The organism is Streptomyces sp. NPDC006435 (assembly GCF_040612315.1).
GTDB lineage: Bacteria > Actinomycetota > Actinomycetes > Streptomycetales > Streptomycetaceae > Streptomyces.
This window is the reverse complement of sequence record NZ_JBEXPY010000007.1, coordinates 25,442-49,575: the sequence shown is the minus strand read 5'-3', so window position 1 is coordinate 49,575 and position 24,134 is coordinate 25,442. Positions and strand designations below refer to the sequence as shown.

The following is a 24,134-nucleotide window of genomic DNA, read 5'->3' as shown; positions in this document are numbered from 1 at the left end:
TCGCCGGAGGAGGGCGCCGCCTCAGTGGCCGGCGAGGAGACCGAGCGTGTCGATCACACGGTTGGAGAAACCCCACTCGTTGTCGTACCAGGCGACCACCTTGATGTGGCGTCCGTCGACGCGGGTGAGGGCGGAGTCGAAGATCGACGAAGCCGGGTTGCCCGTGATGTCGGACGACACGAGCGGGTCCTCCGAGTACTCCAGCACGCCGGCGAGCGGACCCTCGGCGGCGGTGCGGTACGCGGCCAGCACCTCGTCGCGCGTCACGTCGCGGGCGACGGTCGTGTTGAGCTCGACGATCGAGCCCACCGGGACCGGCACCCGGATCGAGTCGCCCGACAGCTTCCCGTCGAGGTTCGGCAGCACGAGACCGATCGCCTTGGCGGCGCCCGTGGTGGTCGGCACGATGTTGACCCCGGCGGCGCGGGCACGGCGGGGGTCGCGGTGCGGGCCGTCCTGCAGGTTCTGCTCCTGCGTGTAGGCGTGCACCGTCGTCATGAAGCCGTGCTCGATGCCGGCGAGCTTGTCGAGAACCGCGGCCAGCGGCGCGAGCGCGTTGGTGGTGCAGGAGGCGTTCGAGACGATGGTGTGCACGTCGGGGTCGTACGCGTCGGTGTTGACGCCGTACGCGAGCGTCACGTCCGCACCGTCCGACGGGGCGCTGACCAGGACCTTTTTCGCACCCGCATCGAGGTGGCCGCGAGCGGCCTTGGCCGAGGTGAAGCGGCCGGTGGCCTCCAGGACGATGTCCACGCCGAGCTCCGCCCACGGCAGCTGCGCCGGCTCGCGCTCGGCCAGCACCTTGATGCGGCGGCCGTCCACGACGAGGACGTCCCCGTCGACGCTCACCGGACGGCCGAGGCGGCCGGACGTCGAGTCGTAGGCCAGCAGCCGGGCGAGCGCGGTGGGCTCCGTGAGGTCGTTGACGGCGACGACCTCGAAGTCGCTGTCGCGCTCCAGCAGTGCGCGCAGCACGTTGCGTCCGATGCGGCCGAATCCGTTGATGGCGATGCGAGTCATGAATGGTGTCCCTTCGGTTCGCCACCAATGTCGCGTGCCGCGCCCGCCCGCGACAGCGGCATGATCGCCATGGTTCAAAAGGATCTCGCCACACGGTGGGCGGCGGGCTACTCGCCCTGGGTGAAGGTGCGCCGGTACTCGCTGGGCGTCGTGCCGAGGATCCGCTGGAAGTGCAGCCGCAGATTGGCCCCGGTGCCGAGGCCGACGTCGATGGCGATCTGCTCGACGCTCCGTTCCGAGCGTTCGAGCAGCTCGCGGGCCAGGTCGAGGCGGGCGCGCATGATCCACTGCATCGGTGTGTACCCCGTGTCCTCGACGAAGCGGCGCGAGAACGTGCGCGGCGACACCGCCGCGTGCCGGGCGAGCGCGTCGAGGGTGAGGGGCTCGCCGAGCCGGTGGAGCGCCCACTCGCGGGTGGCCGCGAACCGCTCGCCGAGCGGCTCGGGCACGCTGCGCGGCACGTACTGCGCCTGGCCGCCGCTGCGGTAGGGGGCGGCGACGAGGCGCCGGGCCGCATGGTTCGACGCGGCCACCCCGAGGTCGCCGCGCAGGATGTGCAGGCACAGGTCGATGCCCGAGGCGGCACCGGCCGACGTCAGTACGCTGCCCTCGTCGACGAACAGCACGTTCTCGTCGACCCGGACGAGCGGATGCCGTGTCACCAGCGCCCGCGTGTAGTGCCAGTGCGTCGTGGCGCGCTTGCCGTCGAGCAGGCCCGTCGCGGCGAGCGCGAAGGCGCCCGTCGAGATGGCGGCGAGCCGCGCGCCCCGGGCGTGGGCGGCGATCAGCGCGTCGAGCACGGCCCGCGGAGGATCGTCGCGGTCCGGGAACCGGTAGCCGGGAACGAAGACGATGTCGGCCCACGCGAGTGCGTCGAGGCCGTGGGCGACGTCGTACGACAGGCCGTCGCCACCGGTCACGAGGCCGGGTGCGGCCCCGCACACCCGCACCTCGTACGGCATGCTCGCGCGGGTCGCGAAGACCTGCGCGGGGATGCCGACATCGAGCGGCTTCGCCCCTTCGAGCACGAGGACGGCGACGCGATACAGACGGGAGGCTGACACGGGAGAGAGGTTACGTGGGGCGCGTCCCCGACGTGTCCACCGCGTGGACCGGGCGGCCCGGACGGACGGCACCGACCGGACCCTCTTCCTTCGCGGCCCACCGGTCGTCCCGCCTCGCCCCGTCCCGGGCGGCGGCGCCCACCGCACCGTGTCCGTCGTCCTCCCGTGTGCCCGTGTCCCGTGTGCCGGCCCGTCGGCCCGTACGGCCCCGCCACTTGTAAAAGTTCTGTCGGCATCGTTGTGTTTCCGCAGCTCATCGAAGCGCAGATCGGTCTAGACCACTAACGAGGCGGAAAACCGTTTACCGCATGCGTGTTCCTGTGGCTCACTATGACGTGTCCGCATCAAGTAGACGCGCGTAGACCGCTCTGCGGGAAGCGCGCGGCCGAGCCTTTCGACCGGACGCGATCGGTGTCGTCCGGGCACGACCACCACCACCGGGACCCGCGCCACGGCGCATGTGTTCCCGCGGCGCGGCAAGGGCCGTCCGCTCCCGGCGGCCGACCCCGCACCACGCCCGCCCTCCCGTCCGTCGTACAGCCTCCCGCCCCGGGCGCGTGGGCATCCACCGCGCCGGAGCACCGACCGGCACCACCGCATCCCGTCCCTCGACCAAGCAGGAGGAAACCTTGTTCTCCCGGATCCGTTCCGCGAAGTCCGTACAGGGAAGATTCGCTGTGGCCGGTGCCGTCGGCGCGAGCGTCGCACTGACCCTCGGCCTGATGTCGGGCACCGCCTCCTCGGCGCCGCTGCCGTCCGACAGCGCCGTGCCGCAGGGCAAGGGCTACATGGGCGTGGGCTACGTCCAGGACAGCAAGGACTTCAAGCCGGACACCCGGCAGCTGGACCTCGGGAAGAAGGCGCCGGGCGCGGACCTCCTGGCGAACCCCGTGGGCGTGGACGTCTCCAACTGGCAGGGCGCCATCAACTGGGGCTCGGTGCGCGCCGCGGGCATCGAGTTCGCCTGGATGAAGGCGACCGAGGGCACCACCTACAAGGACCCCAGGTTCAGCGCCAACTACCTGGGTGCCTACAACGCCCGCGTGATCCGGGGCGCGTACCACTTCGCGCGGCCCGACGTGTCCGGCGGCGCGGCGCAGGCGGACTTCTTCGCCGGCAACGGTGGCGCCTGGTCCCGAGACAACCTGACGCTCCCGGGCGTGCTGGACATCGAGGGCAGCTGCTACGGCAAGACGCCCGCGGCGATGCAGTCGTGGATCCTCGACTTCTACAACAGGTACAAGGCCCGCACCGGGCGCGACGTCGTGATCTACACCAGCGCGAGCTGGTGGAACTCCTGCACCGGCGGCTGGACCGGCATGTCCGCCCGGAGCCCGTTGTGGGTGGCCCACTGGACCACCGCGGGCAGCCCGAGCATCCCGAAGGGCTTCCCGTACTGGACCGTCTGGCAGTACACCTCCACCGGTTCGGTGAGCGGCATCTCCGGGAACGTCGACCGCGACCGCTTCAGCGGCGACCGCTCCCGCCTGCTGGCCCTGGCCAACAACACCCCGTGACCGCGGGGCCGGGCGTACGGTGATCTTCCCCGGGGGCCTGTGACCCCCGTGCGATCGGCTCCTCGGGGCGGAGCGGGCCAACGGGCCCGTCCCGCCCCGAGGTTGTGACCGACGGCCCGACAGTTCGGCGGTCCGACGGTCCGACGGTCCGACGGGCCCGACAGTCCGGCGGTTCGGTACGGCGGGGAGGCGCCCCTCGCCCCGCCGGGCGGCCCCGCTCGGGTCCGTGCCGTCCGACCCGGGCTGTCCGACCTGTGCCGTCCGACCCGTGCCGGACACAACGGCAGTTCACGAAGGAGAGAGCCATGAGTTCGACACCGGAGTTCCTCAGCAGGCGCGGCGCCCTGCTCGCCGGAACGGCCGCCCTGGTCGCCGGGCTGGGGCCGGCTGGCCGTACGGACGCGGAGGCGCGCATCCCCGACAGGGTGCGTTCCCCGCTGCCCGCCCTGACCCCGGCACAGCGCGCCGGGCAGTGCGTCATCCACTCCTACCCGGGACTCACCCCTCCGGACCGGCTGATGGAAGCGATCGGCCAGGGCCGTACGGCCGGGGTGATCTTCTTCGGGGAGAACATCGGGAGCCCGAGCCGGATCGAAGGCGTCGTCCGGGAGATGAACGAGGCGCACGCCTCCGCCCCGGTCAAGGCACCGCTGCTCCTGATGACCGATCAGGAGGGCGGCATGGTGCGCCGTCTGCCGGGCGAGCCCGTGCTGTCCGCGAAGGACGTCGGCGCCTCCGCGGACCCGGAGGGGCAGGCGGAGTACACCGGCAACGGGGCGGGCCTGAACCTCGCGGGCGTCGGCATGAACGTCAACCTGGCGCCGGTGCTCGACGTGTACCGCAGGACCGGTGACTTCACCGACCGGTACGAGCGGTCGTACGGCAAGCGCCCGGAGGCGGTCGGCGCCTGCGGCTCGGCCTTCATCACCGCGCAGCAGGACGTCGGGGTGGCGGCCACCGCCAAGCACTTCCCGGGCCTCGGCCCCGCCGCCGCGAACCAGAACACCGACCTGGGCCCCGTCACCCTCACCACGTCCGCGGCCACCCTGCGCGGCGTCGACGAGGTGCCGTACCGGGCGGCGATCTCCGCCGGGACGAAACTGGTCATGCTCTCCTGGGCCGTCTACCCGGCACTGGACGCCGACCGGCCCGCCGGTCTGTCCCCGGTCGTGGTGGGCGAGCTGCGCGACCGGCTCGGCTTCCGGGGCGTGACGGTCACCGACGCCCTGGAGGCCGGAGCCCTCCAGGCGTACGGCGGCACGGCACGGCGCGCAGTACTGGCCGCCGCGGCCGGCATGGACCTGATCCTGTGCTCGGCCCGCGACGTCGACCAGGGGGACGAGGCCGTGGCCGCGCTGAGCGGGGCCCTGGCGGACGGAACCCTCGACGGGACCGCCTTCGACGCGGCGGCCGGGCGCGTCGGCACCCTTCGCGGCAGCCTGTCCTGACCGGGACCGCCGCCGTCTTCCGGCGCCGACGGCCCGGCCGCGCACCGGTCCCTTCCCGGTGGGTCTGATCCGGACGGGAGGCCCTAACGGGATGCCAGGGCGGTGACCCAGTCGTCGACGGTGACGACGTCCGCCCACTGCGGGAACAGCTTCTCGGTGAGGAACCGGTGCACCTCGGCGTCGAGGTCCAGGCAGGCGTCGCCGAGGACGGTGAGGCCGAAGTCCAGGTCGTTGGCCTGGCACAGGGTGTGCAGCACCACGGCACTGGTGGCTATGCCGGTGAGGACGAGGCTGTCGATGCCGCGTGCCCTGAGCACCACGTCGAGGTCGCTGCCCGAGAACGCGCTCGCCCGCCTCTTGGTGACCACCACCTCGCCCGGCAGGGGCGCGATGTCGGGGTGGATCCCGGTGCCGGGATCGCCCTCGACATGGAGCCCGGCCCGCGCGACGGCGGTGAGCGCCCTGTTGCGCGGGCTCACTTCCGGGAAGCCCGGACGCAGCGCGATGACCACGTAGACGACGGGAATGTCCGCCGCCCGGGCGGCGTCGATCGCCCTGCGCAGGCGCGGCAGGTATCCGGAACCGTCGTCGGCGATGTCCACGACGTCGCGCTGGACGTCCATGACGAGAAGGGCGCTGCTCATACGGTCTCCAAGAAGGTGTCGGTTCGGACTGGGGCTGGGGGCGAGGGGGCCGACCGGGTCCTTGCGGCGTACGGGCGGGGCGGCCGGGGCGTTGCCTTCCGCATCCGTGACGGGCGCGGGCTCAGCCGGGAGGCGTGGGGGCTTCCGCGGTCCGCCGCCCGTGCCATGCCGACGAGGCGTCGAACAACGCCTGCACGGCGCTGCGGACCTGTCCGGCGACCACCTCCGGGGTCGATGCGTCGAGATTGCCGTCGAGGTGCAGGAACGCCAGGCCGTGGACGAGGGCCCACACCGTGGTCGACAGGGCGGCCGGGTCGGTGCCCGGGAACGTGTCGTGGGTGATGCCGTGGACGTACTCCCAGATGGCGGCGGTCGCGGCGACCCGCTCCGTGTCGTCCGGGTCGCACGGTTCCGCGAACATCACCCGGAACATCGCCGGGTGGTCGAGCGCGAAACGGACGTAGGCGACGGCGACCGTCGCGAGGTCGTCGGCCGACCTGGGGGAGGGGTGGGCCGCGGCCAGGTACTCGGCGAGCTCGCGGTAGCCCTCCGCCGCGACCGCGGAGACGAGCGCCTCGCGGTCCGCGTAGTGACGGTACGGGGCCGCCGCCGACACGCCGGCCCGTCGTGCCACCGCCCGCAGGGACAGCGCGGCACTGCCGTCCTCCTCCAGGAGCTCCCGCGCCGCGCGCAGGCAGGCGGCGCGCAGATCTCCGTGGTGGTACGCACTTGCTTGCGACATGGTTCACACCCTCTCATGTTTACACCGCTCACATCGCCCCCTAATGTGAGCGGTGCATACATTGTGATCGGCTGAGAGAAAGAAGGGGGAACGCGGATGACCGACGAGCTGTTCTCGCCGCTGCCCTTGCGTTCCGGGGCGACGCTGGGCAACCGGATCGCGAAGGCGGCCCTGGAGGAGGACATGGCCGGCGACGGGCAGCTGCCCGACCGGCGACTGCTGGTCCTGTACCGGCGCTGGGCCGCCGGCGGCACCGGACTGCTGATCACCGGCAACGTCATGGTCCACGCCGAGGCGCTGACCGGCCCCGCGGGCATCGTGCTCGACGAAGCCGCGCCGCTGGAGCCGTTCACCGAGTGGGCCGCGGCCGCCAAGTCCGGCGGCGGGGCCGCGTGGATGCAGATCAACCACCCCGGCCGCCAGATCCAGGCGAACATGCCGGGTGTGGTGTGGGGCCCCTCCGCGGTGGGCGTCGACCTGGGGCGGCACAGCAGCCGCTTCGGCCGGCCGGTCGCCATGACCCCGGAACAGATCGAGGCCACCGTGGCCCGCTTCGCGGTCACGGCCGCGCGGGCCGAACAGGCGGGGTTCGACGGCGTCGAGATCCACGCCGCGCACGGCTACCTCCTGTCGCAGTTCCTCTCCCCGCTGTCCAACCGGCGCACCGACGCGTGGGGCGGGCCGCTGGAGAACCGGGCCCGGATGCTGCTGGACGTGGTCCGTGCCGTCCGCGCCGCCGTCTCGCCCTCCTTCGCGGTCGCGGTGAAGATCAACTCCGCCGACTTCCAGCGCGGGGGATTCGACGCGGACGACGCCCGGCAGGTGATCGCGATGCTCGAACCGCTCGGCGTCGACCTGGTGGAACTGTCCGGCGGCAGCTACGAGAGCCCGGCGATGACCGGCCGCTCCGCCGACGCCCGCACCCGGGACAGGGAGGCCTACTTCCTGGACCTGGCGAAGGACCTCGTCGGAACCAGCCCACTGCCGTTGATGCTCACCGGCGGCATCACACGACGCGAGACCGCGGAGAAGGTCCTCGCCGACGGCGTGGCGCTCGTCGGGATGGGCACCGCCCTCGCCGTCACCCCCGACCTGCCCGACCGCTGGCGGGAGGGCCGTGAGGCCGAACGGCGGCTGCGGCCCGTCGACTGGTCCGACAAGACCCTCGCCTCCGCCGCCGGGATGGCGCAGGTCCGCCAACAGATGCGCCGCATCGCCCGCGGAAGCGACCCCGCGCCCGGCGTCCACCCGGCGCGCACCCTGATCGCCGAGCAGCTCCAGCAGTGGCGAGCGCTGCGCCGCTACCGCGCCTGGCTGTCCGGGGCACGGGACACCGCCGCCGCGGGCCGTACCATGTGAGCCGGACGGCACCGGACGCGCGGAGCCGCCGTGGGAGGCAGCCGGATCTGCTCCCGGCCCGGGGAACGGCCGGCCCCGCGGGGAGAAGCGCGTGCCGTGGGCCATGGGCCTCCGAAGCACGGCCGGGGCGAGCGCCGGAACGGCGGTACGAAGGACACCGGAACACGGCCGCCAAGCACGGCCGGCCGTGCCTCCTCGCCGTGCGCTGCGGCGAGGGCCCCGTCCTCCCCGGACCTTCGCGTTCACCCCGCAGGGGCGTCGGGCGAGTGCCTCAGCCCAGTTCGATCCGGGCGACGACCGGCAGATGGTCGCTTCCGGTGGGCGGCAGGGTGCGGATCTGCCGGACGGTCGCCGAGCGGGCCATGACCTGGTCGATCCGGGCCAGGGGGAGGCCGGCGGGGAAGCTGAAGGCGAAACCCCGCTCCGCCGTGTTCATCCGTGAGGTCAGCGGGGCCAGCCCGCGGTCGTCGACGGTGCCGTTGAGATCGCCGAGCAGGAGGACCGTTCGCGCGCTGTCGGCGGCGACGGCCCTGCCCAGCAGGTCGGCGCTCTCGTCGCGCCGGGAGGACGCCAGGCCGCTCGCCCCGACGCGGACCGAAGGCAGATGCGCGACGTACGCCGCGATGTCGCCGTGCGGAGTGCGGACCACGGCCCGCAGCCCCCGGCTCCAGGCCCCCGTGATCCCCCGGGGCCTGATGTCCACCGCCCCGGCGTCGGTCAGCGGATGCTTCGACCAGAGCCCGACAGTGCCCCGGACGGCGTGGTGCGGGTAGTCCGGGGCGAGAGTCCGCGCATACGCCGTCAGCGCCGGGGGCACCAGCTCCTCCAGCGCGATGAGGTCGGGCCCGGCGTCGGCCAGGGCGCGGGCCGTGCCCGCCGGATCGGCGTTCTCGTCGCTGACGTTGTGCTGCACCACGACCAGCTCGTCCGGGCCGGCCCCGGCCCCGGGCAGGAGCAGCCCCCCGAAGAGGTACGTCCAGGCCACCGCCGGCAGCAGCAGCGCCGTCAGCGCGATCGCCGAACGGCGCAGCAGGGCCAGGACGAACAGCACCACGGCCACCGGACCGAGCCACGGAAGGAACACCTCCAGCAGACTGCCCAGGCGGCCCACGGAGTTGGGCACCACCCGGTGGAAGGCCATGAGCCCGGCCGTCAGCACCGCGAAACCGGCGAGCACCCGCCCCCGCTCCCAGGCCGACCGGTGCGGCGAATCCCGCCTCGCGCCGTCGCCCGCGACCCGCGGCACCGATCGCCGTCGTATCCACCCGGCCACTGCTGTCTTCCCCTCCACCACGGCTCCCCGTCTGCGTCCGCTCGACCTCGCTGCCCAGGACGGGCCGCCGGGCGGAACAGTTCCCGGGCCCCGCCCCCAGGAGGGTACGGGCGGGGCCCACCGGGTCCGGACGCGCTCAGTCCGCCAGGCCGCGGGCCCTTCGGAAGCGGTCCCTGCCCTCGGACAGCGTGACGACGGGGCCGGGGTAGTCGTACCGGGCCCGCTCCGGGGCCGGCAGCTTCCACGGCTCGTGCACCGCGGCCCCCGCGATCCCGCCGAGCTCGGGCACCCAGCGGCGGACGTACGCCCCCTCGGGGTCGTACCGCTTGCCCTGCGTCACGGGGTTGAGCACCCGGTTGGGCCGGGTGTCCGTGCCGGTGCCGGCCACCCACTGCCAGTTGAGCTGGTTGTCGGCCACATCGCCGTCCACCAGCAGGTCCAGGAAGTGGCGGGCGCCCACCCGCCAGTCGACGTACAGCGTCTTGACGAGGAAACAGGCCGCGAGCAGACGCCCCCGGTTGTGCATCCAGCCCTCGTGGGCGAGCTGCCGCATCGCCGCGTCGACCACCGGATATCCGGTAAGGCCCTGCTTCCACGCGGCGGTCTCCTCCTCCGCCGCCGTACCCGACCGCCAACGGTCGTGCCGGGTCCGGTAGTCCACGACGGCTGCCGCGGGCCGGGCCGCGAGCACCTGATGGTGGAAGTCGCGCCAGCACAGCTGCCGGACGAACGCCTCGGCGCCCGCACCGCCCACGAGGCGCGCACGGTGGACGAGTTCCGCGGGGGAGAGCGTGCCGAAATGCAGATGCGGGGAGAGGCGGGAGGTCGCGTCGCCGGCCAGATCGTCGTGGCGGTCCGCGTAATCCGCCGCGCCCGTGCGCCACCAGGCCGTCGCGCGCCTGCGGCCCTCGCTCTCCCCGCCCGTGGCCAGCCCCTTCGACACGCCGGTCACCGAGGCGCGGGAGGGCAGGCCCTCCGACGCGACGCCGTCGGGCACGGACACCGCCCGCGGAGCGGGCAGCGGGGTCCGCGGGAGCACCTGCGACCAGCGGCGGAAGTACGGGGTGAAGACCGCGAAGTGGTCCGACCCCGCGGGCGTCACCGCGCCGGGCGGGACCACGGTGGTCACCGCGTCGTGCACGCGCAGACGCCGGCCCGCGGCCGCCAGCGCCTCCCGCAGCCGCGCCTCCCGCGCCAGTGCGAAACGGCTCGCTCCGGCCGACATGTGCACCTCGCCCGCGTCCACCTCCGCGGCGACCCGGCACACCTCCTCGACCGTGCCGCCCGAGCGCACCACCAGCCTGCCGCCGCGCCCGCGCAGGGCGGCATCCAGGTCGGTCAGGCAGTCGGCGAGGAACGCCCGGCGATTGGGCGGGGCGAAGCCGGCCGCGTCGATGGCGGAGTCCCGCACGAACAGCGGCACCACTTCGTCCGAGGCCGCGAGCGCCGCGCGCAGCGGCGGATGGTCGTGCACCCGCAGGTCGGCGGTGAACAGGACGATCGGGACGGTCATGGCATCACTCCTGGGCGGGTCCGGTCGGGGGGGGGGGAACGGCCCCCTGACAACCGTGCGGACCCCCCGGCGGTGGCGGGGGCCGCGGCTGTTTTTCGGGCCCGAAGCGATGCGTCCCCGTCGGGCGGCGACCGGTGAGGGGGGACAGGGCCCCGGCGGACCGCCGGAGCACCCGGGCGGTCCGCGCCCGGCCCGTCAGCGGCGCGGTGACCGCCGCACCGTCAGCACCGCCACGTCGTCGTGCCGGTCGCCGCCCCCGGCGAACTCGCGGGCGTCGTCGTAGAGCGCGCGCGGCAGATCGGTGGGGGAGAGCGAAACGTGCCGGGTGAGGCTCTCGGTGAGGGGGTAGAACGAACCGTCCGCACCACGGGTCTCGGTGAGCCCGTCCGTGGTCAGGAGCAGGGTTGCACCGGGCGGGAAGACGAACCAGTCGACCGTCGCGGGCTCGTCCGCGAGATCGGCGAGACCGAGGGGGACCCCGGAGGTGAGGGCCGGCGTCATGACGGTGGAGTCCTGCAGCAACTGCGGCAGGACGTGACCGCAGTTGATGGCCTGCGCCTCCGCGCCCGCGTCGATGCTGAGGACGAGCGCGGTGACGAACCGCTCGTCGTCGCCGGTCTGCGCGGCATAGGAGTTGTGCCGTACGACGGAGGCGTCCAGGGCGTCGACGAGCGCGGTCAGGGTGGGCTCCCGGTGGGCCGTCGCACGGAAGGCGCCGATGACGGCGAACGCGGCGCCGACCGCCGGGAGGCCCTTTCCCTGGACGTCGCCGATCAGCACCCGGGTACCCCACGGCGAGTCGACGACGTCGTAGATGTCCCCGCCGACCAGACGGTCCTCCTGCACCGGCTCGTACACGCCGTTCACCAGGACGTCGTCGGTGAGCATCGGCAGGGGGCGCAGGATGTGACGCTGCATCGCGGCCGCGGTGGAACGCAGCCGCATCATCTCCTGCTCCCGGCCGATGCGGCGGTGGCACGCGTACACGGAGGCCGCCCCCAGGACGAGGGTGAGCAGGATCATGAGGATCCTGTCGAGCCACGGCCACCCGTCCCCCTGCCGGACCAGCATGGCGAGGATGACGACGAACTCGGTCCAGGCGGCCACGAACTGCGTCTGCCGGACGGTGCACAGCGCGGACGCCGCACCCGGGAGGAACACGAGGAGCCCGAGAAGCCACACCGGGGACTGCGACAGGGCCCCCAGAACCGTCACCAGCAGGGTCACCACGGCGACGGCGATCACGACTTCGGCCCCGCTCGGAGGCTCGATGGCCTCCACCGGGCGCGTCGGCTTCTTCGAATGGTTACGGAGCACGGGACCTCCGGGACAGATGGTGCATTTCCCTTTACCGTAGACAGCCCCCGGCCGCAGGGCGACCGCGCCTCGCCGGGCGGCCGTTCCCCTCCCGGCGGCAGGCGTTCCGGGGCGGCGCACGGCGTGCCGGGCGGCGGGGATAGGGTTCCGCCCGAAGGGGAGGGAACCGGATGCTGCAGGCACTGGGACTGGGACCGGCCGAGGAGGCCGTCTACACCGCTCTGCTGCCCCGGACGTCCGCCACCGCCGAGGATCTCGTCCGGCAGACCGGACTGGAACGCGCCGGTATTGCCCGCGTCCTGCGCGACCTGGCGACACGCGGTCTGGTCGCGGTGGTGCCGGGGGAGCCGGGCGGCGGGGCACCCGCCCCGGCCGACCGGGAAACCGGCGACGGACCCGACACCCGGTACCGGCTCACACCGCCGTCCGTGGCCCTCGCCCCGCTCCTCGTCGAGCAGCGCAACGCGTTGCAACGGGCCGAGACCGCGTTCTCGGTGCTCACCGAGCAGTACCGGAACACCGCCGCGCACCCCGCGGGCAGCGTCGTGGAGGTGGTCGTCGGCGTGGAGCAGGTCGCCCACCGGTTCCACCAGTTGCAGCGCGGCGCACAGCGGGAACTGCTCGTGTTCCTCGTGGGCGAGCCCATCGCGGTACCGCGCGAGGACACCGACCTGGCGGAGAGTTCCGCACTGGACCGCGGGGTCGATTTCCGGGTCGTGGCCGCGAAGGACTACCTCGACGGGCACGAGGTGGCACCGGACATGCGGGAGGCCATCACGGCGGGGCTGGAACTCCGCCTGGTCGAGAACCTGCCGCTGAAGATGGTCGTGTCGGACCGGGAACGCGCCATGGTGCCGCTGGAGGTGGCCGGCTCCTGCGGCGAACCGAGCGCCATCGTCGTGCACCGCAGCGGCCTGCTCACCGCCCTTGTGCACCTGTTCGAGAAGGAGTGGGCGCAGGCCCGGCCGCTGTACCCCACCACCACGGGCGTACGGGCGCAGGTGGCAGCGGAGAAGCAGCCGACCGAAGGCGAACTCGAGGTCCTTTCCCTGCTGTTGGCGGGAGTCTCCGACCGGCGGGCGGCCTCGCAGCTCGGCGTCTCCATCCGGACCGTGGAACGGCGGACACGCCGCCTGATGGACCTCGCGGGAGCGGACTCCCGACTGCAACTCGGCTGGCACGCGGCCCGTGCGGGCTGGCTGTGACCGGCAACGACACGACCCTCTGACGGAAACCCGACATGCGGGAAACCCGTCATGCACAGGCATCCCTGCACCGTCCGAACCTCTGCCAGGCTGCAGCCGCACCACGGCATTCCACTGCGTCGAGTAGGGAGACCCATGCGCCCCATCACCCGCATAGCCATGGCTGTGGCATCCGCCACGGCCATGGCTCTCACCGCGGTCACACCGTCCGGTGCGGCGGACGCACCGCGTGACACCGCATCGGGGAAGAGGCCCGTCGTAGGCAGCGAGGCCGCGCAGAACCGCGGCAAGCAGACGACGGTCACGCTCGTCACCGGCGACAAGGTCCTCGTGACCACGGACAGGTCGGGCCGCAGCTCCGCGGCGGTGCTGCCCCGCGAGGACGGCACGCAACCGCTGTTCCGGACCCACCAGTTCGGCAAGGACCTCTACGTCTACCCCGAAGGCGCCACCCGCGCCATCGGCGAGGGCGTGGTCGACGAGCAGCTGTTCAACGTCACCGGGCTCATCCGCCAGGGATACGACGACGGACACACCGACGCGCTCCCGCTGATCGCCACCTACGGAAACGGCGTGGACGTCGCCAGGAGCGCACCGAAGGCACCCCGCGGCTCCGAACGGAGCCTGCTCCTCCCCGCCGTGGGCGGCGTCGCGCTCAAGATGGACAAGGACACCGCCGCCACGTTCTGGCAGGACGTCACCGCCCCGCGCTCGCGCTCCGCCTCCACACCGCGGAAGCTGTGGCTGGACGGCAGGGTCGAGGCCAACCTGGAGCGGTCCACCGGGCAGGTCCACGCGCCCGAGGCATGGGCGGCCGGCTACGACGGCAGGAACACCAAGGTCGCGGTGCTGGACACGGGCGTGGACGCCGAGCACCCGGACCTGGCCGACCGGATCACCGCCGCCGAGAACTTCACGGACTCCACGGGCACCGGGGACCGGGTGGGCCACGGAACCCACACCGCTTCCACGGTCGGCGGGTCCGGAGCCGCCGACAAGGGCCGCAAGAAGGGCGTGGCCCCCGGTACCTCCCTGCTCGTCGGCAAGGTCCTCAACGACAGCGGGTACGGCCAGGACTCCTGGGTCATCGCGGGGATGCAGTGGGCCGTCGACCAGCAGGCCGACGTCGTCTCCATGAGCCTGGGCAGCCCCTCGGCGGGGGACTGCACCGACCCGGTGGCGCAGGCCACGAAGCAGCTCGCGAAGAGCACCCGCACCCTGTTCGTCGTCGCCGCGGGCAACGCCGGCTCCGCCACCGGGACCGTCTCCTCGCCCGGATGCGTACCCGACGTGCTGACCGTCGGCGCCGTGGACCGGGACGACACCACCGCCTGGTTCTCCAGCCGCGGCCCCGTGGCCGCCACCCACGCGCTCAAGCCCGAGATCGCCGCCCCCGGCGTCGACATCTCGGCGGCCAGCGCGGGCGGTCGCGGCGTCTACGCCTACCGGACGATGTCGGGCACCTCGATGGCGACCCCGCACGTCGCGGGCGCCGCGGCCATCCTCCGCCAGGCCCACCCGGACTGGACCGCACAGCAGATCAAGGCCGCACTGGTCTCCTCGGCCCGCACCGGCGGGAAGGTGGCCGGCGCCGACCAGACCGGCGGCGGCGTCCTCGACGTCTTCGCCGCGGTCGAACAGAAGATCCTCGCCGCCCCCTCCGTCCAGGCCGGCAGCTACAACTGGCCGCAGGACGCCTCGGACCGCACCACCGTGCAGGTGCCCTTCACCAACACCGGCGACAAGGACCTCACCCTGGACCTGAAGGTCAGCGGTGTGCACGGCAACGACGGCAGCACGGTCCGCTCCGGCATCATCGGGCTCGAACGGCACAGGGTGACGGTCCCCGCGGGAACCACCGTCCAGTTGCCGGTCCGGATCGACCCCACCGCCCGTCTCCAGGACTCCCAGTACGGCGCGGTCACCGGCCGGATCCTGGCCACCGGAAACGACGTGCACGTCTCCGTGCCGATCACGCTCCACGTCGAGCCAAAGACGGTCACGCTCCGGGTCAAGACCCTCGACCGCAACGGCGCCGCCGCGACCGGCAACTCCTCCCTGGACCTCGTCGGCCTGGACACCGACAGGGGAGAGCGCCGTAACAATGCCGGAGCGCCCGACCAGACCTATCGCGTCCGTCCAGGAAGCTACTCCCTCAGCGGCTTCGTGACGACGTACGACGCCGGCAACGCGCCCGAATCGATGAGCTACCTCGCGCGGCCGCAGCTCCGCCTCACCCGGGACACCGTCGTCGTCCTCGACGCCCGCAGGGCCCACCGGCTGAGCCTGGACACGGAACGGCCCGCGAAGGTGGACACGACCACCCTCAGCTATGCCCGCAGCTGGGACGACACCTGGCAGGTCTCCGGCTCGCTCTCCGCGGACGACACCGTCCAGAAGTTCTACGCGGACGTCGACGGGCGTGCCACGGACGGCACCTTCACGTTCCGGCCCACCTGGCGTGCCTCCGGGTCCCAGGACGGCTCGTCCTACGTCTACAACCTGACGTTTCCCACCTCGGGACCGCTCGACGCCGACCGGACGTACCGGCCCAAGGACTCCCGGCTGGCGCGGGTCACCGAGACCTGGAACGCCATGGGCAAGGAAGCGGACTACCTGGACGCCATATTCCTGCGCCCCGCCGAGGACAGCGCCGCGTACATTCCCGTGAGCCCGTACGGCTCGGTGCACGTGCCCGGCACCCGCACCGCCTACTACACGGCCGCCGAGGACGCCGTCTGGTACCACGGCGCCATGTCCAGCTTCCCGTTCGCCGCGTTCATGGTCGACCAGGAGCGCACCTACCGGCCCGGCGAGCGACGCACCGAGGAGTGGTACGGCGACCTCCTGAGGCCGTCCGCGCCGCGTGACAGCGACGGCAAGCTGCTGCTGACCGCCGAGCGCCAGGGCAATCTGATGGGTTTCCAGACCGGGTTCTGGCTCGACGGCTCCGGGGACCACTGGTCCTACGGCGGCTCCTTCGGTGACATCGGCAACCTGGCGCTGAAGCGCGACGGCGAGCTGATCGGCAAGCGCATCGACCCCTTCGGCGTGTTCGAGGTGCCGGACGAGGACTCCGCCTACGAACTCACCCAGAACCTGGAGAAGATAGACACCTCGGACCGGAACTGGCTGCGCTCCACCGCCGTCACCACCTCCTGGAGCTTCCGCTCCCACCGGGAACCGGACGTCTACTCGCGCGGTCTTCCGCTGCTCTTCCCGGCCTACGACCTGCCGGTGGACGGCATGAAGACCCTGCCCGCGGGGAAGGGGCTGAAGGTCGGCCTGTCGGTCGAGGGCCACGCCGGATACACCCCGGGCGCGATCACGCAGGCCACGCTGTCCTACTCCTACGACGGCGGAACCACCTGGACCCAGGCGCCGACCGAGCAGCAGGACGGCCGCTGGACGGCGGTCCTCGACCACACCGGAGCCTCCGGCGAGAAGGTCACCCTGAAGACGACCCTCACCGACGCCAACGGCAACGCGGTCACCCAGACCGTCACCCGCGCCTACGACGTCCGGTGAGCATCCGTTAGACACCCGGAAGACACCCGGCCGGGCCGCGTGGGCCAGTACGTCCGCCACGCGGCCCGGCCGGGTCGGGCCGTCAGTGGGCGCAGACGTGGGGAGCCGCGACACCCGTGGCCGGGGGCTCGCTCGCGGCGGCGGCGCGCGCCACGTCGGACAGCAGGCGCAGGCGCTCCGCACGGTCCAGATAACGGCCCGCGACCAGGACGGAGTCGATCCGCCGCGTATGACGGACGTCGGTGCGCGGGTCCGCGTCCAGGACCAGCAGATCGGCGCGGTCGGCGGGCAGGCCGAGCATCCGGGCGGGCGCGGCGGTCGCGGCGTGGAGGACGTCCCGGGTGGGCAGTCCGGCCTCGGAGAGCAGTTCCAGCTCGTGGTGGAGGGAGAAGCCGGGAACCGCGTAGCCCGTTCCGGTGTCGGTGCCCGCGAGCAACTGCACACCGGCCCGGTGGAGTTCCGCGACGAGGCGCAGCCGGTGCTCGTAGATCCGGTGGATACGGGCGGTGTCCCGCGCGGTCCGCCCCGCGGTCAGGGCGGACCACACGTCGGGCCAGTATCCGGTCATCCAACCGGGCAGATACGCGAACTCGGGTGAGTTCTGAGGGAGTTGATCGGTGCGCTCCAGGGAGTGGTGGACGGTGAGGGTCGGCACGACACGGGTGCCGTTGGCTGCGAGCCGGTCGAACAGGGCCCGGGCGCGGCCGACGTCGTACGTCTGCACCGCCTGCCACTCCACCGCGTGCACCTGCCGGAACCAGCTCGCGTAGCGCTCGAAGCTGGTGCCGACGGCGGGGTCGATGCGGACCTTCGCCATGGCCCGCCCGATCTCGGACTCCCGGGCCGAGGTGGCGAGGAGAAGGGCGTGGAGGTGCTCGATGGACTGCTGCCCGGCGTCACTGGCACGGGCGACGGGCAGGGTGTCGGGGCAGTGGCCCGCGTACCGCAGGCCCTGCCGGCGGGACTCGTCGGCGATCGCCTCGTACGCCTCGGGCGTGAGCCGCGAGTACACTTTGACGAAGTCCGCGCCGCTCGTCTTCGTCTCGCGCACCGCGCGGCGCGCGGACGGGGCGTCGGTGACCTCGACGACGCGTTCGTCGAGGTCGTCGGCCCACAGCGAGGGGCTCCCGTCGATGATCGAGCCGGCGATCACCCAGCGGGGGCCGAGGAGTTCGCCCGCACGGACCTTGTCGCGCCACTCGTGGTGGACCGGCCTGCCCCACATCTCGCGCACCGCGGTCACACCGTTGAGCGGGAAGAGGGGCGGCAGCACGTCTTCCGGCCCGTTGTTGTGGACGTGGGACTCGACGAGGCCGCCCGGGACGATGTACTTGCCGGTCAGGTCGTACACCGTCGCCCCGGGGGGAACCGGGACCTCGGCCGAACGGCCCGTACGGGTGATGCGGCCGTCGTGCACGAGGACGGTGTGGTCGGGGCCCGCACCGAGGACGGTGGCGTGGGTGAGGGCGATGGTGGTACCGGAACGCCGGTCGGACACGGACGTCGTGTGTCCCGGTGTCATGCGGGGGGCGGCCGCCGCGGACGGTGCGGCGGACAGGAGGGCGCCGCCGGTGAGGGCGGCCGAGGCGGCGAGGGCTTCGCGTCGAGTGGGCATGGCACCACTCTGGCCCCGGCCCGGGCACCGGTCACTGGCTCCAGGCGGTGAGCGGGAGGTGTCGGTGGCAACACCATGGGGAGTGGCACCACGACCTCGGACGGACCGGCGGGGCCCGTGGTGCCGGGATCACGGCCCCGGGCGGCGCGGAGCGTCGATCTCGGCGAGCACGTGCTCGACGTGCGGGCGCACCCGGGCCCTCAGCCCGTCGCTCCAGGTCTCGTCCCGGTAGTGGCTGGTGAGGTACAGGTTCCTGGCGTGCTCCAGGACGGGACGGTGCTCCGGGGGCAGCCGGGCGAGGGCCCAGTCGGCGGCGGCGTCCTTCGACTTGATCCCGCCCGTGACGAGGGTGGTCCAGACGCGTGCGAGGGTCAGGAGGACGTTGCGGGTGTCGTCCTCCAGCTCGGCCAGGAGCGCGGGGACGCCCGCGACGCTCGCCCGGACGAGGTCGGCGTGCGGCACCGGGTCGAGGACCTCGGCGGGACGCGGCCCGGTCAAGGGGTGATCGCCCGCCAGGACCGCCGTGAGCACGAGGGCGAGGTCCGGCATCGGGCCGGGGCGCGGAACGTGCCCCGCCTCGTATTCGGCGCGCAGCCACTCGCCGTGGAGGAAGTCCCCGGTCGGCGGGAACCGCCAGGGACGGACCTCGGACCGGACCACCACGGTGAGTTCGACCGGCCGGACCGCGGGCGTGAGACCGGAGATCTCCAGCAGGCCCGCCAGGAGCGACCGTCGCTGACGGTCACTCAGGCTCCGGCGTGCGACGGCCAGGACGTCCAGGTCACTGGCCGGGACGAGCCCCCCGAGCACGGCGGACCCGTGGAGGTAGGTGCCGACGAGGTCCGGTCCCAATGCGTCGCGGACGAGTCCGACGGTCCGTTCGAGCTGATCCATCACAACAGTGTCGGACACGCGCGGCCACATCGACGCCGAAGAGGGGCACAACACCCCGAGCGGCCCGTGCGGAGGAGCGGTTCCGCATCATGCGCGAGGCCCGGGGCGGTTTTCTCCGGCCGGCCGGCGCGTGATATTCGGCCAGGAACGATCGCTTCGTGCCATTCATCATCAACTGTCCTCCGGTCCGACCGGGGCCCGGCTACACAGGAGGACGGGGTCGTCACACCGCGTCCCCGAACGGTGGCCGGTCATCGAGGAGGTCCGGACGGTTGTTGACCATCGATGTGGCGGTGCCGCCCGCAGTTGTCGTCGCCCTGCGGCTGCGCCGGTGTACGCGGGCCGGCCGGTGAGCCCCCGCAGGCGCCGGCCCGCGGCGACCTGGCGCCCGCCGGCCCGGCGGCGTACCCGCGGGCCCCACGGACCCGGCAGGCCGGGCCGCCCCAACAGGTCCGGGGGACCCCGCAAACGGCAACGGGCGGACGACCGGCTGATCGGGCCCCTCGCAGCCGCGGCCCTGGGCATCGCCCTGACGGTGACCGTCGTCAACTGGCTGCTGGCCCACCGGTGGATCCTGATCGCCCTGTGCGTCCTCGCGGCACTGGCCGGCGCGGGCCTGCTCCACCGGAGGCGGCAGCGGGAGCGATGGGAAGCGGTCCGGGCGCGGGGACTGCGTTACGCGCTGCCCCAACTGGACGCCCTGCACCACACCCGGTTCGAGGACGCGGTACGGGACCTGATGCACCGTGACGGCTGCCGGGACGCCACCCGGGTCGGCGGCAGCGGCGACCTGGGCGCCGACGTGAAGGCCACCGACCCCTACGGGCGCAGATGGGTGATCCAGTGCAAACACCGCCGTGACGGCCTCTCCGGCTCCGCCGTGGGCACGCCGGACCTCCAGATCCTCAATGGCACCGCCCGCCAGGTCCACGGCGCCGACATCGCGGTGATCGTCACCAACGGCCGGGTGACCGCCCCCGCCGTGACCTTCGCCGAGCAACAGCGTCTGCACGTCGTCGACCGCCACACCCTGGGGGCGTGGGCGGCCGGTTCACGCCCGTTGTGGGAGCTGCTCCGCGCCGTCCCGCCACCCCGCGGACCGGCCCCGCTCTCCTGAACACCGCGGGGCCGCGCCGAAGGAGGACGCCTCACCGCGAAGCCCCCTGCCGCTCCGGGCCGTCGGGCCTTGTCCCCCGTGCGAGCCACAGCCGGATGTCCACCGTGAGGTGACGATCTCCGGCCGCCGGATCCGTAACGTCCGTCGCGGACCGCGACACGCCGTTCACGGGTTCGACGAAGGAGCATCGATGAGGTTCGTCCAGCAGTTCCTGGCCGTCATGGTGATGTACGCCATCGGCGGCACCACCGTCACCGCGGTGAAGGAGAACGACTGGCTCACGTGCGCCCTCGGCCTCGTGGCGGCCGCGCTGGCGGTGTTCGTGTACGCATGGGTCGTACGGCGCACCGAGCACCGGCGGGCCCCGGACGTGGCCCGCGAGGGCGCCGCGGCCAGGACCGGCTGGGGGGTCCTGATCGGCGCCGGGATGTTCGGCGCCGTCATCGTCAACCTCTTCTCCTCCGGTCACTACGAGGTCGACGGCCCGGGCTCGGTGCAGGGCGCGCTGGGGCTGTTCGGCTTCATGGCCGCCGCCGCCGCGACGGAGGAAGTGGTCTACCGCGGTGTCCTGTTCAGAATCGTCGAGGAGCACATCGGCACGTACGTCGCGCTGCTGCTGACCGGCCTCGTGTTCGGGCTCTCGCACCTGCTCAACGAGCACGCCACGCTGTGGGGCGCCATGGCCATCGCCATCGAGGCCGGCTTCATGCTCGCCGCCGCGTACGCCGCCACCCGCAGCCTCTGGCTGACGATCGGCGTGCACTTCGGCTGGAACTTCGCCGCGGCCGGGATCTTCAGCACCGAGGTCTCCGGCAACGGCGGCAACCTGGGGCTGCTGGACGCCACCATTTCGGGCCCGGAACTGCTCACCGGCGGCAGTTTCGGACCGGAGGGCAGTGTGTACTCGGTGGGCTTCGGGGCCCTGCTCACGCTCGTGTTCCTGTGGCTGGCCCACCGGCGCGGCAACATCGTGCCGTTCGGCGCTCGGCGCGCCGAGCGCGCCGAGTCCACCGTTACACTGCCCCGATGATCATTCGCCGGCGGGTTCCGGAGTCGTGGCGCCGGCTCGACATCACGGTACGGGACCTGCCGCTCGGGCTGCTGCTCCTCGTCGCCTCCCTGCTGCCTTCGCTGCACGGGAACGGGACGGAGGTCGGCGGTCTGCCCAACAGGCCCGCGGACGCGCTCGCCGGGGTCGCGGCCGTCCTCCAGTGCCTCCCGCTCGCCGTGCGCCGCCGGTGGCCGTCGGTCTGCGTCGCCCTGGTCATGGCCGGCTTCGTCCTCGACCAGCTCCGGGGCTACCACCTGTTCGCCGGCTCCGCACTGCCCGTCGCCCTGCTGAGCGCGGGCTCCTACCTGGAGCGGTACCGGCGTGCCGTCCCCGTCGTCCTCTCCGTGGTGTTCGGGGCCCTGTCCGTCGTGCTGTACCGGATCGGCCCGGGGCGCGACCCGCTGGCCGAGTTCGTGACGTTCTACCTGGCGCTGGCCCTCGCGTGGGGCATCGGTACGTGGATGCGTTCCGCCCGCGCCGCGGAGGCCGACCGCCGCAGACGCGGCGCCGAGGACGCCCGCAACGCCGAACGCACCCGCATCGCACGCGAGTTGCACGACGTCGTCACCCATCACGTCACGGCGATGGTCGTGCAGTGCGAGGCCGCCCGGTATCTGACCGCCGCGCCCGAACGCCTCGATCGGAGCCTGGCCGCCGTCAGCGACACCGGCCGACGGGCCATCACCGACCTGCGGCACCTGCTCGACCTGCTCGACCCGGACCACGGCCCCGAACCCAGGACACCGCCGGGCGGCCGGCTGCTCACGCTCGTCGAGCAGACCCGCCGGGCGGGGCAGCCGGTGGAGTTCACCGAGGAGGGCACCCCGGCGACGACGACCGGCAGCGCCGACCTCGTGGCCCACCGCGTGGTGCAGGAAGCCCTGACCAACGCCCTCAAGTACGACCACGGCGGCAGGACCTCGGTCCTGGTGCGCCACTGCGAGAAGGAGATCATCGTGGAAGTCGGCACGGACGGTTCGGGCTCGCGGGCCGGGGCCCCCGGCGGGAGCGGACGGGGGCTGGCCGGTCTGCGGGAACGGGTCGACCTCCTGGGCGGCGACTTCAGCTCCGGCCACCGGACGGGCGGCGGCTTCGTCGTCCGGGCCCGGATACCCGGGAGGAACCCGTCGTGAGCGCACCGGTCCGGGTCCTCGTCTGCGACGACCAGGTGCTCGTCCGCACCGGCCTGTCCACCATCATCGACGCCCAGCCCGATCTGGAGGTGGCGGGCGAGTGCGGGGACGGGCTGAGCGCGGTCGGGCTCGCCGGCCAACTGCGCCCGGACATCGTGGTGATGGACGTGCGCATGCCGGTGCTCGACGGCATCGAGGCCACCCGCCGACTGGCCGGCCCCGGCGTGGAACATCCCGTCAAGGTGCTCGTGGTGACGACGTTCAACCTCGACGAGTACGTCTACGAGGCACTGCGCGCGGGCGCGAGCGGGTTCCTGCTCAAGGACGCGCCGCCGGACCGGCTGCTGCACGGCATCCGGACCGTCGCCACGGGCGCGGCGCTGCTCGACCCCGACGTGACGCGTCGGCTCGTGGGCCGGTACGCCGCCCGGATCCGGCCCACCGGGGGCACCGCGCAGGACATTCCGCTGACGCCGCGCGAGATGGAGGTGCTCCGGCTCATCGCGGACGGCCGTTCCAACAGCGAGATCGCAGCGGCCCTCGTGATCAGCCACGAGACCGTCAAGACCTTCGTGTCCCGCATCCTCACCAAACTCGGCCTGCGCGACCGCGTCCAGGCGGTCGTCTTCGCCTACCGCCACGGCCTGGTGACCTGAGCCCGCCGGGCGTGGCCGGATCCGTCGGCGCCCTGTTCCCCCGGCCCGCCCCGTGCGGAAGGCTGTGGCGTACGAACCACGACCGGCGGCCCGACCGACAGAACGGGGCATGTGATGGCCGAGGTACGGGAAGGCGACGCGGGGGAGCCCGCGCAGCACACGATGACCTCGTTCGACGACATCTACGACCGGGCCGACCCCCGCGCCTTCTTCCGCGAACTCGGCGCGTTCGGCTACCGGACACCGCATCACGCCCAGCGCGTCCTCCGCCGGCTGGCGGCACTGCGGCTGCGGGCCCCGGGAGAAGCGGTGCTGGACCTGTGCTGCTCGTACGGCATCAACGCGGCTCTGCTCAACCACGAGTTGACCCTGGACGACCTGTACGCCCACTACACGTCGCCGCGGGTGACCGCCATGACCTCGGAGGAACTGACCGAGCACGACAGGTCCTTCTTCCGTGCCCGCCGCAGACGGGACGCCGTCCCGGTGATCGGCCTGGACATCGCGCCCAACGCCATCGCCCACGCACGGGCGGTCGGCCTGCTCGACGCCGGGTTCGCCGAGAACCTGGAGACCGCCCCGCCGTCCCGGGACCTGCTGGAAGCGGCCCGGAGCGTCCGGCTCATCACCGTCACGGGTGGTGCCAGCTTCCTGTCCCGGGCCACGTTCCAGCCACTCCTGGACAACGCCCGCCCACTGCCGTGGGTCGCGGCCTTCGTCCTGCGCACCGGCTCCTACGCACCCATCGCCGACCATCTGGCCGGTCACGGCCTGACCACCGAGACGCATACCGGACGCACCTTCGTCCAACGCCGCTTCACCGGCGCCGCCGAGCAGCGGTACGCCGTCGACGCGGTGACCGCCCAGGGGCATGACCCGGACGGCAGGGAATCGGCGGGCCATTTCCACACCGCACTGCATCTCTCGCGCCCCGCGGCCGATGCCGGCACGCCCCCGCTCGACGAACTGGTCGCGGACGAATGATCCCCGCCCTCCACCGGGAGCGCGGAACACACCCGTCGGGCAACCGCCCGGCAG

General features: G+C 72.9%; 19 protein-coding genes. 10 read left to right on the top strand and 9 right to left on the bottom strand.

Annotation, left to right across the window (positions count from 1 at the left end; genetic code table 11):
* Positions 1–21: 21 nt before the first annotated feature.
* Together gap and ABZZ04_RS10615 are read right to left on the bottom strand one after the other, a co-directional pair.
* Positions 22–1,020 (bottom strand): type I glyceraldehyde-3-phosphate dehydrogenase, encoded by a 999-nt coding sequence (gene gap, locus ABZZ04_RS10620; protein ID WP_356931816.1) that lies wholly within the window; start codon positions 1,018–1,020, stop codon positions 22–24.
* A 107-nt stretch (positions 1,021–1,127) separates the two neighbouring features.
* Positions 1,128–2,084, bottom strand: a complete 957-nt coding sequence (locus tag ABZZ04_RS10615; protein ID WP_356931815.1) for a helix-turn-helix domain-containing protein — start codon at positions 2,082–2,084, stop codon at positions 1,128–1,130.
* Between the two features lie 722 nt (positions 2,085–2,806).
* On the opposite strand from ABZZ04_RS10615, the gene ABZZ04_RS10610 reads away from it, so the two are divergent.
* Together ABZZ04_RS10610 and ABZZ04_RS10605 are read left to right on the top strand one after the other, a co-directional pair.
* Positions 2,807–3,601, top strand: a complete 795-nt coding sequence (locus ABZZ04_RS10610) for a GH25 family lysozyme (RefSeq protein WP_356931950.1) — start codon at positions 2,807–2,809, stop codon at positions 3,599–3,601.
* 305 nt (positions 3,602–3,906) lie between these two features.
* Entirely contained in the window at positions 3,907–5,049 is a 1,143-nt protein-coding gene (locus ABZZ04_RS10605) for a glycoside hydrolase family 3 N-terminal domain-containing protein (RefSeq protein ID WP_356931814.1), read from the top strand.
* Positions 5,050–5,132: 83 nt separating this feature from the next.
* Here the strand turns inward: ABZZ04_RS10605 and ABZZ04_RS10600 are convergent, their stop codons facing one another.
* Entirely contained in the window at positions 5,133–5,693 is a 561-nt protein-coding gene (locus ABZZ04_RS10600; protein WP_356931813.1) for a cysteine hydrolase, read from the bottom strand.
* Positions 5,694–5,814: 121 nt separating this feature from the next.
* Positions 5,815–6,435, bottom strand: coding sequence for a TetR/AcrR family transcriptional regulator (locus ABZZ04_RS10595; RefSeq protein ID WP_356931812.1), 621 nt, complete (start codon positions 6,433–6,435; stop codon positions 5,815–5,817).
* A gap of 96 nt (positions 6,436–6,531) precedes the next feature.
* Between ABZZ04_RS10595 and ABZZ04_RS10590 the strand changes: the two genes are divergently transcribed.
* A complete protein-coding gene (locus ABZZ04_RS10590) occupies positions 6,532–7,794 on the top strand; it encodes an NADH:flavin oxidoreductase/NADH oxidase family protein (protein WP_356931811.1) in 1,263 nt (420 codons plus the stop codon).
* Positions 7,795–8,065: 271 nt separating this feature from the next.
* Here the strand turns inward: ABZZ04_RS10590 and ABZZ04_RS10585 are convergent, their stop codons facing one another.
* From ABZZ04_RS10585 to ABZZ04_RS10575, 3 genes are all read right to left on the bottom strand, one after another.
* Positions 8,066–8,935, bottom strand: coding sequence for an endonuclease/exonuclease/phosphatase family protein (locus ABZZ04_RS10585; RefSeq protein WP_356931949.1), 870 nt, complete (start codon positions 8,933–8,935; stop codon positions 8,066–8,068).
* Between the two features lie 268 nt (positions 8,936–9,203).
* Positions 9,204–10,580, bottom strand: a complete 1,377-nt coding sequence (locus tag ABZZ04_RS10580) for a deoxyribodipyrimidine photo-lyase (RefSeq protein WP_356931810.1) — start codon at positions 10,578–10,580, stop codon at positions 9,204–9,206.
* A 195-nt stretch (positions 10,581–10,775) separates the two neighbouring features.
* Positions 10,776–11,897: a PP2C family protein-serine/threonine phosphatase gene (locus ABZZ04_RS10575; protein WP_356931809.1), complete on the bottom strand. Its 1,122-nt coding sequence runs from the start codon at positions 11,895–11,897 to the stop codon at positions 10,776–10,778.
* A 170-nt stretch (positions 11,898–12,067) separates the two neighbouring features.
* Between ABZZ04_RS10575 and ABZZ04_RS10570 the strand changes: the two genes are divergently transcribed.
* Together ABZZ04_RS10570 and ABZZ04_RS10565 are read left to right on the top strand one after the other, a co-directional pair.
* Positions 12,068–13,102, top strand: a complete 1,035-nt coding sequence (locus tag ABZZ04_RS10570) for a helix-turn-helix domain-containing protein (protein ID WP_356931808.1) — start codon at positions 12,068–12,070, stop codon at positions 13,100–13,102.
* Between the two features lie 135 nt (positions 13,103–13,237).
* Positions 13,238–16,630 carry a S8 family serine peptidase gene (locus ABZZ04_RS10565; RefSeq protein ID WP_356931807.1) on the top strand — a complete coding sequence of 1,131 codons (3,393 nt, stop codon included), beginning with the start codon at positions 13,238–13,240 and terminating at the stop codon, positions 16,628–16,630.
* Positions 16,631–16,712: 82 nt separating this feature from the next.
* Here ABZZ04_RS10565 and ABZZ04_RS10560 read toward each other — a convergent pair whose 3' ends face one another.
* Positions 16,713–18,245, bottom strand: a complete 1,533-nt coding sequence (locus ABZZ04_RS10560; RefSeq protein ID WP_356931806.1) for a hypothetical protein — start codon at positions 18,243–18,245, stop codon at positions 16,713–16,715.
* A 129-nt stretch (positions 18,246–18,374) separates the two neighbouring features.
* A complete protein-coding gene (locus ABZZ04_RS10555; protein WP_356931805.1) occupies positions 18,375–19,139 on the bottom strand; it encodes an aminoglycoside adenylyltransferase family protein in 765 nt (254 codons plus the stop codon).
* A gap of 535 nt (positions 19,140–19,674) precedes the next feature.
* Between ABZZ04_RS10555 and ABZZ04_RS10550 the strand changes: the two genes are divergently transcribed.
* The 5 genes from ABZZ04_RS10550 to ABZZ04_RS10530 all read left to right on the top strand — a co-directional run bounded on the left by ABZZ04_RS10550 (position 19,675) and on the right by ABZZ04_RS10530 (position 24,080).
* Positions 19,675–20,256, top strand: coding sequence for a restriction endonuclease (locus ABZZ04_RS10550; RefSeq protein WP_356931804.1), 582 nt, complete (start codon positions 19,675–19,677; stop codon positions 20,254–20,256).
* Positions 20,257–20,446: 190 nt separating this feature from the next.
* Positions 20,447–21,286, top strand: coding sequence for a type II CAAX endopeptidase family protein (locus tag ABZZ04_RS10545; protein ID WP_356931803.1), 840 nt, complete (start codon positions 20,447–20,449; stop codon positions 21,284–21,286).
* The gene (locus tag ABZZ04_RS10540) at positions 21,283–22,440 is read left to right on the top strand and encodes a histidine kinase (RefSeq protein WP_356931802.1); all 1,158 of its coding nucleotides are present in this window, start codon (positions 21,283–21,285) and stop codon (positions 22,438–22,440) included. The genes ABZZ04_RS10545 and ABZZ04_RS10540 overlap by 4 nt, the downstream gene beginning before the upstream one ends.
* Positions 22,437–23,096, top strand: a complete 660-nt coding sequence (locus tag ABZZ04_RS10535; protein ID WP_356931801.1) for a response regulator transcription factor — start codon at positions 22,437–22,439, stop codon at positions 23,094–23,096. The genes ABZZ04_RS10540 and ABZZ04_RS10535 overlap by 4 nt, the downstream gene beginning before the upstream one ends.
* Positions 23,097–23,210: 114 nt before the next feature.
* Positions 23,211–24,080 carry a hypothetical protein gene (locus ABZZ04_RS10530; RefSeq protein ID WP_356931800.1) on the top strand — a complete coding sequence of 290 codons (870 nt, stop codon included), beginning with the start codon at positions 23,211–23,213 and terminating at the stop codon, positions 24,078–24,080.
* The last annotated feature ends 54 nt before the right edge of the window (positions 24,081–24,134 follow it).

Coding starts and splice junctions, on each gene's coding strand:
- ABZZ04_RS10565 (WP_356931807.1), top strand. CDS start 13,238: ATGCGCCCCATCACCCGCATAGCCATGGCTGTGGCATCCGCCACGGCC.
- ABZZ04_RS10570 (WP_356931808.1), top strand. CDS start 12,068: ATGCTGCAGGCACTGGGACTGGGACCGGCCGAGGAGGCCGTCTACACC.
- ABZZ04_RS10600 (WP_356931813.1), bottom strand. CDS start 5,693: ATGAGCAGCGCCCTTCTCGTCATGGACGTCCAGCGCGACGTCGTGGAC.
- ABZZ04_RS10580 (WP_356931810.1), bottom strand. CDS start 10,580: ATGACCGTCCCGATCGTCCTGTTCACCGCCGACCTGCGGGTGCACGAC.
- gap (WP_356931816.1), bottom strand. CDS start 1,020: ATGACTCGCATCGCCATCAACGGATTCGGCCGCATCGGACGCAACGTG.
- ABZZ04_RS10530 (WP_356931800.1), top strand. CDS start 23,211: ATGGCCGAGGTACGGGAAGGCGACGCGGGGGAGCCCGCGCAGCACACG.
- ABZZ04_RS10540 (WP_356931802.1), top strand. CDS start 21,283: ATGATCATTCGCCGGCGGGTTCCGGAGTCGTGGCGCCGGCTCGACATC.
- ABZZ04_RS10560 (WP_356931806.1), bottom strand. CDS start 18,245: ATGCCCACTCGACGCGAAGCCCTCGCCGCCTCGGCCGCCCTCACCGGC.
- ABZZ04_RS10610 (WP_356931950.1), top strand. CDS start 2,807: ATGTCGGGCACCGCCTCCTCGGCGCCGCTGCCGTCCGACAGCGCCGTG.
- ABZZ04_RS10590 (WP_356931811.1), top strand. CDS start 6,532: ATGACCGACGAGCTGTTCTCGCCGCTGCCCTTGCGTTCCGGGGCGACG.
- ABZZ04_RS10605 (WP_356931814.1), top strand. CDS start 3,907: ATGAGTTCGACACCGGAGTTCCTCAGCAGGCGCGGCGCCCTGCTCGCC.
- ABZZ04_RS10545 (WP_356931803.1), top strand. CDS start 20,447: ATGAGGTTCGTCCAGCAGTTCCTGGCCGTCATGGTGATGTACGCCATC.
- ABZZ04_RS10585 (WP_356931949.1), bottom strand. CDS start 8,935: ATGGCCTTCCACCGGGTGGTGCCCAACTCCGTGGGCCGCCTGGGCAGT.
- ABZZ04_RS10595 (WP_356931812.1), bottom strand. CDS start 6,435: ATGTCGCAAGCAAGTGCGTACCACCACGGAGATCTGCGCGCCGCCTGC.
- ABZZ04_RS10555 (WP_356931805.1), bottom strand. CDS start 19,139: ATGGATCAGCTCGAACGGACCGTCGGACTCGTCCGCGACGCATTGGGA.